Source organism: Paraflavitalea sp. CAU 1676 (genome assembly GCF_029223285.1).
GTDB lineage: Bacteria > Bacteroidota > Bacteroidia > Chitinophagales > Chitinophagaceae > Paraflavitalea.
Map to the genome: position 1 here is coordinate 840,689 of NZ_JARHUJ010000003.1, position 13,165 is coordinate 853,853.

At 50.6% G+C, this 13,165-nt stretch carries 9 protein-coding genes; 3 read left to right on the top strand and 6 right to left on the bottom strand.

Features of this window, described 5'->3' with window-relative positions:
- Positions 1 to 4: 4 nt before the first annotated feature.
- Together P2H89_RS12430 and P2H89_RS12435 are read left to right on the top strand one after the other, a co-directional pair.
- Positions 5 to 1,669 carry an SWIM zinc finger family protein gene (locus P2H89_RS12430; protein WP_275827162.1) on the top strand — a complete coding sequence of 555 codons (1,665 nt, stop codon included), beginning with the start codon at positions 5 to 7 and terminating at the stop codon, positions 1,667 to 1,669.
- A gap of 350 nt (positions 1,670 to 2,019) precedes the next feature.
- Positions 2,020 to 3,555: a reverse transcriptase family protein gene (locus P2H89_RS12435; RefSeq protein WP_275827164.1), complete on the top strand. Its 1,536-nt coding sequence runs from the start codon at positions 2,020 to 2,022 to the stop codon at positions 3,553 to 3,555.
- Here P2H89_RS12435 and P2H89_RS12440 read toward each other — a convergent pair whose 3' ends face one another.
- From P2H89_RS12440 to P2H89_RS12465, 6 genes are all read right to left on the bottom strand, one after another.
- Positions 3,556 to 4,272, bottom strand: coding sequence for a hypothetical protein (locus P2H89_RS12440; RefSeq protein ID WP_275827165.1), 717 nt, complete (start codon positions 4,270 to 4,272; stop codon positions 3,556 to 3,558).
- Between the two features lie 10 nt (positions 4,273 to 4,282).
- Positions 4,283 to 4,642: an ADP-ribosylation/crystallin J1 gene (locus P2H89_RS12445; RefSeq protein ID WP_275827167.1), complete on the bottom strand. Its 360-nt coding sequence runs from the start codon at positions 4,640 to 4,642 to the stop codon at positions 4,283 to 4,285.
- Between the two features lie 106 nt (positions 4,643 to 4,748).
- A complete protein-coding gene (locus P2H89_RS12450; protein ID WP_275827170.1) occupies positions 4,749 to 5,354 on the bottom strand; it encodes a hypothetical protein in 606 nt (201 codons plus the stop codon).
- Positions 5,355 to 5,377: 23 nt separating this feature from the next.
- Positions 5,378 to 6,010, bottom strand: a complete 633-nt coding sequence (locus P2H89_RS12455; protein ID WP_275827172.1) for a hypothetical protein — start codon at positions 6,008 to 6,010, stop codon at positions 5,378 to 5,380.
- Positions 5,970 to 6,752 carry a fatty acid desaturase gene (locus tag P2H89_RS12460; RefSeq protein ID WP_275827174.1) on the bottom strand — a complete coding sequence of 261 codons (783 nt, stop codon included), beginning with the start codon at positions 6,750 to 6,752 and terminating at the stop codon, positions 5,970 to 5,972. Before P2H89_RS12460 ends, P2H89_RS12455 begins: the two co-directional genes overlap by 41 nt.
- Before the next feature lie 118 nt (positions 6,753 to 6,870).
- Positions 6,871 to 7,992: a T9SS type A sorting domain-containing protein gene (locus tag P2H89_RS12465; protein ID WP_275827176.1), complete on the bottom strand. Its 1,122-nt coding sequence runs from the start codon at positions 7,990 to 7,992 to the stop codon at positions 6,871 to 6,873.
- A gap of 615 nt (positions 7,993 to 8,607) precedes the next feature.
- Here P2H89_RS12465 and P2H89_RS12470 point away from each other — a divergent pair.
- Entirely contained in the window at positions 8,608 to 13,134 is a 4,527-nt protein-coding gene (locus P2H89_RS12470; protein WP_275827178.1) for a glycoside hydrolase family 97 catalytic domain-containing protein, read from the top strand.
- The last annotated feature ends 31 nt before the right edge of the window (positions 13,135 to 13,165 follow it).

Below are 13,165 nucleotides of genomic sequence, written 5' to 3' on the forward strand. Positions count from 1 at the left end.
CTGTATGTTATTCAATTACCGGTTTGCAGGCAGTAGTACGGTTACGAGTTCGGCGCATATGACGGGTATGTCGTTTGCCCCGGATACGCTGCGCGACAGCGCCTGGTTTGTAGGCAAGCTGCATAAGAAGCTGGCGTTCCGCGAAGCGATCTCGGCCTTACACGATGTCGTGATCAGCGACCTTCGGTTCAAGCCCAAAGATAAAACGGCGTATAAGGAATGGGTAGCAGAAAATGAAGCCATGCTACTGGCCGATCATATGGCGGGCTACGATGCTCAGGGTGTATCGGCACGCATCGAACAGATCAAGGCCGAGCTGGCGGATGTACGGGCTCAAAAGAATTCTTTACTCGGTCCCTATCATACGGCCAAGTCAAAATACTTCAATTACATCTACGAAAAGGAAAGGGACAAGTGGATCGTGCTGGACCCGGTGATCACCATACATCCCGATGAGCTGTTCTTCGAATGCTTCAGCGAGGATGAATCGACCTATGGCAAGCTGGGTTGTAACTATAATGTTTTTAAAGAGATCGGCGACTATAAATGCGGTACCACCAATGTCGATTATTCGGCCGGACTGTATGAAGAATTTCAAAAGATCCGCGACTATAAAGAAACGGAACTGAAAGTAGACCCTTCGGGCTTCACGGTGCAAACCACCCGGGAAGAAGCTTTCAAGGAAGTAAAGATCGACCTGCCCGATAGCTGGGTACGGGGTTTTCTGCAGGTAAGCAGTGCGATGACCTTACCGACGATCCAGGTAGACCTGCACCCGATGGATATACACAGCCTTTGTTTGCTGCTGCGCCGCTTCCGTGAAAAGCGGGGACCGCGTGCCCTGCGTTATGTACTGGAGCCGGGCCATCCGGTAAAGCTGGTGCTGGAGCCCTGGGGTAAAGAGATTGTTTGTGCCCGCAGTATTTATACCGGGCCTGTTAAACAGGAGATCAGAACCTGGGGACGCAGGCGTTTGCTGATCCTGGAAAGACTGATTCCTGTGGCGAAGAAATTTACGGTACACCTGTTGGGTACTGGATTGCCTACCTTTTATATTGCCGACCTGGGAGATATGAATTTTACGCTGGGTTTGAGCGGCTGGACCACCAACGACTGGAGCCATGCGGGCAATTTCGATCTGCTGGCGCCGCGCCTGGCGGTGGATGATGCTACCAAACAAAAGGTATTTGGTCAGTTGCAAAAGGACTGGCTTACGACTTCTGCGCAATTGGCTCAAAAACTCCACCTGGATACCGCGCAAGTAGCAGGCGCATTGAGTGCTTATACCCAAGCGGGCCGGGTGATCTACGACCTTAACAGTGATGTATATCGCCTGCGTGAATTGAGCCGGGACTTATTGCCGATGGATAAGCTGCGTTTCAGTAATCCGCAGGAGGAACTGGCCGCTCAACTGTTAGCGAGCCAGGAAGTGAAGGTGACGGCCAACGCGATGCCCGATAACTGTATTCAGCTGGCAGGGAGTGTAAAAGGCGCCCGTAAAACCTTTAAGCCTCAAATGGTGATCGACGGCGATGAGAAGATCAAATCGGCGAGTTGTGATTGCAGTTATTATATCGAAAATAAACTATACAAGGGACCTTGTGAGCATATGCTGGCCATCAGGCAGTCGTTCAACAATACGCGGGTGGCGGGCAATGGCTTCAAGTAGCAGTATAGTTTATAAAAAGAGAAGCGTGTATTTAGTAAATTAAAAAACAGCTATTATATTTGTTAACCGCTTTTCGTGTTCTTTGACAGAGGGGAATTTGATGTGCACCTTGCTTCCGTAAGGAAAGGGCGATGTTTCGTCGTCCATGCAACATGACTTGATCATGCATCACCAAATGTAATCTTTACTATGGCATACCGGTACTATATTGCAATCTTGCAGTACAGGCCCGGAGTGCCCTGATTGCAATATAGTACCGGTATGCCTGGCGTTGATTAATCTGGTCGCCGGCACGCACGAAGGCAGCACGTTTCCCTCTGTCAGAACATGAATTCCATTCTTCATCTCTCATGTTCAACATACTTACCCGTCAACAGATCTACGATCGCATCCGCGCTACTTCCAAAGATGCGTTTATACTGGATGATATGAAGCGACTCGGCTTCTGGCCTTCCAATGAAGGGAAGCCATCGGTGCCCGAACTGCTCATCAGGCGCGAAACGGAGTTGAACAAGGAATTCCAGCGTTTGTATGAACAACACCGCAAGTACCTCGACCGGGAGAAGGTATTGAAAGAAATGCGCCTGAAACGCATGGACGCAGCCAGGGCCAAGCGGGCAGCCACCAAAAAGCGGAGGGAAGAGCAAAGGCTCCAGAAAGCGGAAGCGTGGCAGCAGCGGAAGGCGGTGGAGATCTTGTATCTCGGCGACGGTGTGTCTATTGGACTGAATAATGGGGTTTCGAATGCAGATGCGCTGCAGAAAAAGCGGTTACCTGTTTTTGCCAATGAGTTGGAGCTGGCTACCGCGATGGGCATCGAGCTGAAAGAATTGCGATTCCTTGCTTTTTCGCGCAAAGTAGCGCCGGTTAGCCATTACAAAAAGTTTTATCTGCCTAAGAAATCGGGCGGCAAGCGGCTGATCTCGGCGCCGATGCCCCGATTAAAGCAAGTTCAATACTGGATCCTGGAACATATTCTGAATAAGGTACCTGTGCACCAGGCGGTGCATGGGTTTGTATTTACGCGCTCTATTCTCAGCAATGCTCATTTACATGTGGGCAAAGAGACGGTATTGAACCTGGATGTAAAAGATTTCTTCCCTTCTATCCATTATAGGCGTGTAAAGGGATTGTTGCAACAAATAGGTTATTCAGAAAAGATTGCCACCATCCTGGCTTTGTTGTGCACGGAAGCGGTGACAGAGGAAGTAGAGATCGATGGCCGTGCTTATTTTGTACAGAAGGGCAACCGGGTATTGCCACAGGGAGCACCTACAAGTCCGGCCATTACGAATATCCTCTGTTTTAAGCTGGACCAACGCCTGCAGGGGCTGGCTAACAAACACCAGTGCAGTTATACCCGTTATGCCGATGATGTAACCTTTTCGTGGAGTGGTACTGATGTGAACGCCCAGCAAATGGTGTGGCGCATCAAGAAGATATTATCCGATGAAGGCTTTGAAGTACATCCCGAAAAAGTGCGCATCATGCACAAAGGCAGCCGGCAGGAAGTGACGGGCATTGTGGTGAATAAGCAGTTGGGTATTGACCGGGATAAGCTGCGTCGTTTCCGTGCTTTACTACACCAGTTACAAACGAAGGATGCGGCAGAGTTGATGCCGGGGGTAGAGAGTCCGGCCAATGTGGTGATCGGCTATGCCAATTTTGTGAAGATGGTGAAGCCTGCGCAAGGCAAGGTATTCAGCGAAGCGATCGATAAGCTGGTGCAGACTGGTCGGTTGAAATATATTACTCCTATCACGCCCGGTCATGGTTCTAATGGTGCGGGTTCTTCTAACGGTTCGGGGAACAGTTCTGCGGCTCCATCCGGTGCGGGCGATACCAGGAAAGACGATGACAAACCCTGGTGGAGCGTGACGGGCTGATCAGGGGAATTGGGCTTGCAGCCTGTCCATGATGCCCTGGTTAAAAGCGGGATCGACCTCTTCGATCCATGCGTAGCTGTCCAGTATTTCGACATCGATGGCATCCTGCATGGTAGTGACGAACATCGTGGGAATCCAGCAATAAAGATAATTTGTGGTTACAAAGAACCAGGTATCGATGGGAGGAATGTCGGCGTTATCGACAAAGCCGCGGGTTTCAGCAATTGGTGCACCATCGTACGTGGAAACATCTACCTGAAAAGCCAGTATTTTACCTTTACTGCCCGGTTCCTGCAGGTGTACCGCCTCCTGACCTCTACCTTCCATTACATTTTGAAGCACCTCTGCATGGTCAAAATACCGGGGAACATCTGCTCCTGTACAATCCTCCTTCGACCAGAAATGATAGATCGGATATCCATTATGATCGGGATTGCAGGATCTTAATATGGTCGTGTAGTCGATATTGTTTGGGTCTTCGATCTTTTCGATGATCCTTTGTGTATGGTTTATCGTTAAAACAAGGTTCTGGTAAAACTGGTCACTGTAAATTTCCGCAGGTGGCTGGTACCAGGAAAGGTCGTACGAAGAAATTTCTTGATTGTAGAACGCTGGGCTTTTTTCAGGCCACCAATCGCCCGATGACCTGGATTCAAAATAGTTCATTACTATTTTCGCCAGAACAACCGCGAGGCAGAATGCGAAGGTTATGGACATGAGTGAATGATTATTTTGCAGTTCCAAAGGACTGCGTCACGACAATCTTGCCCACGATATTATTATTGAACTCTTCTAGTTCGTCGGCAGGTACCCATAGTTCATTGTGGATCTCCCCTCCTACGTTTTCCACCCGGAATTTACTTACGTAATCCGAGCGCACTTCAAACTTTGTAACATAGCCCGAGCCGGAGGCCGGCACGTTCCAGTCGCGGGCGATCTGCACGGCGTATTCCTCGTTCATGACGGGATAGAATATAGGCTGCTGAAGTAAGCGTGGGGGAAATTTAGTAAAGCCCGATGCTTCGATCAGGGCGAGTTCCTTAGGGCCTACGGGACGATACAGTGTGGTAGTTGCGATGTTGTCCATTACAGTTGCACTTTAGGGGATGCGTACACGAAAGTAATGAATTCCGGTAGCTTTTACTATGCCTAAGCACGTTTCCCTTTTACGCCTTCCCTGCTTATCATACGGTTCAATGCTTTGGATTGGGATCGATCCTGGGTTCAAAGCCTCTCGATTGCAGGAAGGCGGTGAGGTCGGTCAGCATTTCGTAAACATACGAAGGTTCTTTATTCGTCGCGTCTTCCACTACTGGCATTTCCACAAAGATGTCTTCATACTTGATGCCCTTATGAGCCAGCGCCTCTGTTAGTTCCTGCTTATGCTTCCTTTCGAGGATGTTCTCGTCAACGCCGATGTACACCGTAAACCGGTTCTGCGATCCACTGATCTTGACCGGAAATCCATCGACGATACCCGTGATGCGCTTGCCGGAAAAAAGGAAACGGGAGGTAACAGCCGTATAGCTGATCTTAAATCCCTTTTCCTGTAAATATTTAAACGGGGGACTATCGAACAGGTAAGAGGCGCGGGAGAAGTCGACGTAAGCGCCACAAAGGAATACCACATACCCAAAGCAACTAAGGGAGAAAGCCAGGAAGAGGTTCACCCAGGCTTTCTGCAGCGAAGAATCAAAGGTAGACTCATGATTAAATATCGTGAGCACCGCGAAGATGCCTACGAAAAAAATGATCAGTCCCCAGAGTTTCTTTTTGTTGAGCAGGATATAAGTCAGCATATATCACATAAAAATATGATGATTTACGGCAAATGCCACCCTTTATCCATTAAAAATGATTTGCACGACTTACAGAAGTCATGTTCTTCATCCAGCGGATTTCCCCCTTCGGCATCGCGCATAAAACAGGATTTTTCCACGCAATGCGGCAATCCCTGCGTATGCCCCAATTCATGGATCGCCACTTTGTAGAACTGGTCTTCTTTATTGGTCCTCGAAAGCCGAAATGTAGATACCACGCAGGAGTAGCCGGGATTGTATCCGAGCCCCATTACGCCCCAATCTTTAATGCCTCCTTTGGTGGTACTGATATCCCGGCTGATCAAGCCGATCACTACTGTATCGGCATTACCATACTGCTTCAGGTACCTGATCAGGCTATCGGCCCGGTAGCGGTGGCGTGGTTCATAATAGGCGGTAGCCGGTATCTCGATAGATGGCCTCACCACCACTTGCGAATGCAGGCGCTTTATCTGCTCCTGTACCTTGTTCAATTCATGCACGGGAAATTCGCCCAGCGGTTGTATGACCACTACCCTGCTCCTGTGCACAGGGTTTTGGTCGCAGCCGTCGAGGGCTGACAACAGCAACAGGGTCGCCAACAATGAAACGAGGCTAGAAAGTACTTTTTTTGTCGAGTTCGGGTAATGCTTCATCGATTCGTTTTGCCAGTTCCGGCAATTTAATGGTTGGAACGGCAGGAAACAAGTGGTGCTCGAGGTGGTAGAACATACTGAACGTGATCTTATTCTTCCATCCTTTGCGCTGGGTGCGCGCCAGTTCCGGATGCTCTTCGGTATGGTGGTGCACGGTCCATACGGCAAAAAATGCCATCAGGAACTCACCGATCACCATTACGATTATGTGATATATGAGAAACTGTATGTTGAAATAAAACACCACGAAGGCGCAGCCTGCGATAGAAGCGAGTTCGAGCAATACATTCCTCACATATTTTCTGTTTCCCAGCTGCAGGGTTACTTTATGAATCAGGAACATATGCACCGGACCGTAGAGGATGGCTCCGTACCAGGTCATGCCGGCCGATTTTCCCTCGTAATCATCTTCTTTGAGGCAGTATTTATGGTGCCTGAGGTGGTTGAATTTTACGGCATGGATGGAGGCCATCATGAGTACGCTATTGGTGTACAATGACAGCCAGGTCAGGAATTTATTGGTGCCGAGTGAATTGTGAAAGCCGTTGTGCACCTGCCGGAGTGCGGTGAGGAAAAAGAAAGCAGAAAAAGGAAGTGCGAACCAGTAGTAACCAAAATAAGCGAGTGTCCAGGAGGCGAGACACCAGGGAATGGTGAGGTTATTTTCGATCAGCATTTCCCGCAAGTTAAGATCGCGCAGATCTTTCCATTGTACGCGTTTGAGCATTTCGGCGTGGGTCATATAGTAGGTATTTATTGCCGCGGATTGAAAGTACAGGAATGCCAGCGCACGAAGCGCTGGCCATGGACGGTGATCAATCTGTAAAAGTACACATACTAACTGAGACGGAAAAGCTATTTTAACGCTGCGCCTGATCGGCTATACTTATTTTATAGGTTCGCTGGTCGACCTCTACCAGGTACATACCTGTGTGGATGCCGCGGATATCCAGTTGAACGTTTGTTAGTTCCGGATTAATTTGCCACAGCTTCACTATCCTGCCCTGCAGGTCACGGAGCGCGATCTTTGCTTCTTTTCGCGGGCCTTTCAGCCATAGATCATGTTTGGCGGGATTGGGAGATACTTGCAGGCGACCGTTCTGCTGGGTTACCTGCCGGATGGATGAATAGGTTAGTACTCCTTCGCTTCGAATGGCGAGCCGGTACCAGGCTTGCCCCCGCAACGGCGCCCGATCAACGTGGCTGTACCGGAAGACGGTGGGTTGAGCTTTTATTTCGCCGATGGTTTGCCAGAGGGTCTTATCAGCCGACCTGTCGATTGAAAACAGTGTGTTTTCGTCGGGGTCCGCGACCTTCCAGTTAAACGTGTTACTACCGGCTGCGGCCGTTACTGTAAATTGCTCCAGCCTTGTTGCCATCAATACGGGATTGCTGTAGTGCACGGTAACGGACACGTAATCTATATGTGCAGTGAGCGCAAGGCTGACTACCCCTGCGCTGAGCGATGCCCTTACGGCAACGCCGAAATTGCCTGCGTTGATGTCGGCGGGTGTCCACGACAGACCCCACAGGTCTGCATTGCCGCCATAGGTAACAGTGGCATCCGAAGATGGCCAGGCAGCGCCACTGGCATGGTTGGTTCCACCAATGACACCATTCTTTACCATTAATACAGCTGCATCCTGTATGGATCCGCCAACGGCCAGTCCGGCCGCTCTTCGTTCTATAGTCACTACGATGCCGCAGATCGTTGCGCCTGCCGGTATCGCGAACCCAGGCGCCTGCAAAGAAAGGAAGTGGCTGCTGACCGTACTTAATGCTCCTACCGTTGACGTGGCCTGCGCGGTATTGTTGTCGGTTACTAATGCCAATGTGGGGTTTGTCCACACAATGGTACCTGCCGCCGCATCATCAGCTCCGGTAGTGGCAGCGAGTGGCCCCGCCGGTATACATTGCGCAAGCCCCATGTGGGAAAGGACAATACAAAGGGTACATACCTTAACAGGTAATGCAATTTTCATAATGGCTGGTTTAAGGATGAAGCAATAGGTGGTTTACCCGGACGGACAAATTATCCGGGGCATACGATGGGTGTTGCCTGCATGGCGCCATGCAGGAAATACCTGTTTGGTTTGAGTACAATGGAATGGTTGGGCCGTTGCCGGCAAAAAAAGATAAGGTGGGCGTATGATGCCCCGTTGCTTTACAGGTGAGCCTTAACCTACTATCAGAGCGAAACTTAGGTGCGTGGAGTAATTGCTTTACTTATAACGCAGTATTGCACTGCTTTATGATAAAAAGATATCATTTGTAGCTATTTCTTAGCTTAAATCAACCTTTTTGCATCCTTTGCGCTGGCTGCGGGTTTTCCTCTAAGGGTTTTCCTCTAAGGGTTTCCCTGTAAGCCCTTAACGCTTATCTGCCGGATAGACTTAAAACTCCCTCCTGCATCACCCATCTGCTATGAAGCGGCGGCTGTTTATAAACTTATCCACAGACTAGTAGTTTTCCTTCGCCCGCGCGTCAGGAATACAGCAATTCTTCCCGATACCCATTTTGGCTTCCTGATATCCCGGCTGTCCGCAGCCGGTAGTCAATGTATTATCCTTTTCTAACCAAAAACTTTTGCTTCGCTTATGAAAAGATCCCGCCTCCTGCTCGCAGGCGTATGGCTATGCCTTGCCTGCTCCATTCGATCACAGGCCCAATTAACAGCCTTCGGGCCTTTGGCCGATTCCCTGCAGAATGCTTTGTACAGCACGTTCATTTCTTCCAACGGTAATTACTACATCCAGAACAACACGGGCAACACCAACTTCAATTACTGGTGGAATGCCCACGGCATTGACGTGCTGGCCGATGGATACCTGCGGAATCGCCAAACTACTTTGCGCACCCGTATGAAGAACCTGCTCACAGGCATTAAAACCACGAATGGCAACACGTACATCAACTCTTTTTATGACGATATGGAATGGCTGGCCATTTCATCGCTGCGTGCTTATGAGGTCACCGGTGATACTGCGTACCGGAATGTTGCGACCCTGTTGTGGACAGACATCAAAACGGGGCAGCATATGGATCATGGTGGCGCTATTCAATGGAATAAAAGTTCGCCGCAAAGTCTGCATGCATGTTCGAACGGGCCAGCCGTGATCTTTGCGGCCAGGCTATACCGCATCACCAATAACGCGGCTGACCTGGCAACAGCCCAGAGTATTTATGCATGGCTAAAGAATACATTGGTTGACCCTGCCAGCGGCGCCGTATGGGATGCCTACAATACCGGTACGGGCGCTATCGGTACGGCTGTTTATTCATATAACATCGGAACTTTCATTGGCGCCGCTGTAGAACTGTACAAGATTACCGGTGATACTACGTACCGGGCCGATGCTGTGAAGTCGGCCGAATATGTGATGAACAACCGGCTTACCAATGGCGTGTTGTTTACCAATGAAGGAGGCGGCGACGGCGGTCTGTTTAAAGGTATCTATGTACGCTACCTTACGCTATTGGCACGGGAATGCAATCTATCATCCCCCATGCGCGCTCGCTACAATAACCTCATCAGCAGCAATGCGCGTACCCTGCAGGCAAAAGGCATCAACCGCAACACGGTAATGGCGAGTCCCAACTGGACGGTAGCCCCTACCGGGAGTACTGACTACTCCACCCAATTGAGTGCAGCGATGCTCGCTGAAGCTGCCGCCACCATCGACCAGTCTTATTTTTACAAAGACCTCAACTATCGCGGCCCGCTGGCTGGCCTCTCAGCCGGCACTTATTACCTGGCCGGTATGCAGGCAAGAGGCCTGGCCGATAACGACATTACCTCCTTTACCTTGCCCGAAGGCTACCAGGCTACTTTCTTTGAAAATGACAGTCTGCAAGGCGCCAGCATCAACAAATTAGCCGGCGAAGCGTGGATCGGCAGCACCTGGAACGATCGCATCTCGTCTATGATCATCAATCCCGGTGGCATCACCACCCTGAGTGGTAATTTTTACCTGCAGAACAGGTTCAGTGGTTTGTACATGAATGTCAAGGACAGCAGTACGACCAATGGCGCCACCATCGACCAGGCTGCTTTTACAGGCCGGCCGCATCAGCAATTTAACCTTGCGCACCTGGGCAATGGTGTGTATAAGATCACGGCTGTGCATACCGGTAAATCGCTCGATGTTTTCAATGGAGATATCAACAACGGTGCGAAGCTGATACAATGGCCCTACAATAGTCAGTACAACCAGCAGTTCGTCATTATAAGGACCGTGGATGGCTATTACAAGATCTGGAACCGCAAGAGTAACCGGCAGGTGGAGGTAAAGGATTTTGGCGTATCGCCGGGCGCTATCGTGCAACAATGGGAAGATGCAAACCAGTTGAACGGTCAGTGGCAACTGGTACCCGTGGTAGCACCCACTTCGCTGATCACCCTTACCTCGCCCGATGCGCAAACCACTGTATCCGTGGCCCTCAACAGCCAGCAACTCAGTTACAGTGTGGTCAAAAACGGCTCGACCATCATCAACAGTTCGCCGCTGGGCATCAATACATCGGTGGGAGATTTCACCAATGGCGTTTCCTTCGCATCGTACACTACCGACACGGTCAATGAAAGTTATTCCCTGCCTTCGGGTAAATCATCCAGCTACACCAATCAGTATCGCGAACTCAATTTCCGCGTATATAAAGGGCAAAAGGAACTTCAGCTCATCGTTCGTGCCTACAACGATGGTATTGCCTGGCGGTATGCGATTCCGGGCGCGGGCAATATCAATGTAACCGGCGAAAGCAGTGCCTTTACAGTTGGCGGTTTCGATAGCAGCTGGGCTATGCAATATGTGAACGATTATTCTACTGAATACCTTGCCCGCAACTGGACGGCTACATCGGCCCAATCCCTCTTCTGCGCTCCGGTGCTTGCGAAGTCTACTACCGGGCAATGGGCTTTGCTGACAGAAGCTGCCAATTTTGGCGACTATTCGGTATCGAAGCTTCGGGCAGGCAGCACCAATGGCCGGTTTCAGCTGGAACAAACGGGTACCATCACGACGGCGCTGCCGATGGCGAGCCCGTGGCGTGTGGCTATATTGGGGAGTTTGCCATCTATCGTTGAATCGGTGCTCATCGAGAATCTCAATCCGGCTACCGAGCTATCGAATGTTTCGTGGATAAAGCCAGGCCGTTCCAGCTGGGATTGGGGCGGCGAAGATGGATCTCCTGCTCCTTCCCTGGTGCTCACTAAAAAGTACATAGACCTGGCGTCCGATATGCATTGGGAGTATATGCTCATCGATGATGGATGGGAAGCTGCCGGCTATGCCATCTCCGATGCCGTTACCTACGGCGCGACGAAAGGGGTTGGCATTCTGCTCTGGGCGCATCACAACAAGTTCCAGAATGATGAGAACCAGATACGCACCTTACTTACCACCTGGAAGGGATGGGGCATTAAAGGCATCAAGGTCGATTTCTGGCAGGATGATAACCAGGCGATGATCCAGAAGTATGATAAGTTGTTGAAGGTTGCCGGCGAACTTCAATTGCTGGTGAACCTGCATGGCAATACCAAACCATCCGGTACGCGACGCCGGTGGCCGCACCTGCTTACCTCGGAGGCAGTGTATGGCGGTGAGATGTACCTGTTCAACAGCACCATTCCCAAGGCCACACACAATATTACGCTGGCCATGACGCGCAACGTGATCGGCCCGCTGGATTATACGCCGCTCGATTTTGCCCGTCGCTCGCAGGTCATTCAGCAAAACACTACCTGGGCGCATCAGCTGGCACTGGGGATCGTGTATGAATCGGGTATCCAGCACATGAACGATGCTCCGCAGAATTACCAGTATCATGTGAGCAAGCGACTGCTGCGGCAGTTACCGGTTGCCTGGGATGCGATCCGTTGCCTGGAAGCGGCACCCGATCAGTACACCACCATAGCGCGTCGCAAGGGGCAGGATTGGTACGTGGGTTCCCTCACCAATGCTGCGCGCACGCTCTCTGTAAACCTCTCGTTCCTCGATGCCGGTAAAACCTATTATGCGGTGTTGTATAAAGACGGCAACTGCGATTCGGAGCTGGAACCGGTGCAGCAAACCGTTACGCAGGGAACCGTGCTTACCGTTCCGCTGCGCACTAAAGGAGGAGTTGCCATCTATCTGTCACCGCTGCCCGTTACTGTACCTGCGATTACGAAATATGAAGCTGAAGCTTTGGGCAATACACTGGTCAATGTAACCCGGGAAACCGATACCGACAGCAAATGCTCGGGCAATCAGTTTGCGGGTTTTATCGGCAATGGCAACTACCTTGTCTTCAACAATGTCAATGTAGCTGCTTCCGGCAACTATGTGCTCACGATGTATTATATGACGGGAGAAACCAGGAGTGCATATATCAAGGTCAATGCGCAATCGCCGGCTACCTATTCATTTTCATCTACAGGCAGCTATGCCGGTAAAGGGCTGGCCATGCGTTCGTTTGAGGTATCGCTCAATGCAGGCAACAATACGATCGAGTTTGGCAATACCAGTGGGTGGAGCGTGAATATCGACCGCATCACCATTCAAAGTGCCGCCAGTGTAAACCCTGCGGTGGCCGGCACTTTTTACCAGCACTGCAATTTCGACACTACCGGTTATGTGGTTACACTGGGCGAGGGAGATTACCCGCAAGCGGTGTTGCAGGCCAGGGGAATCAGCAACAATGATATCTCTTCTTTGAAAGTGACAAGTGGTTACCAGGTGATCCTGTACGACGAAGATCAATTTCAAGGCAGTAGTGTAACCCTTACTGCCAACAATGGCTGTTTGGTCGGCGTTAACTTCAATGACAAGGCTGGCTCTGTCCGCATCAGGCCACTGGCGCCGGCTACGCAGGCCCGGGTCGTGAGTCAGGTTACAGCAAAGGAAGAATTACTGCCGGTTGCTGGCTTTAAAGTGTATCCCAACCCGGCAGGAGAATCGCTGTATATCCCGGGCGAAGGGATCAGCCACAAAACAGTGTTTGTTTACGACAATATGGGGCGACTGGCGCTCAAGACGGTTGTGCAGGGAGGTGTGGTTCGTATCAACAAATTGCCTGCCGGTTTGTACCACCTGGTGATCCCAGGCAGCGGGCAAACGCGGCGATGGACATTCCTGAAACAATAACTGCCCATAACGAAGAAAGCCGCATTACTGC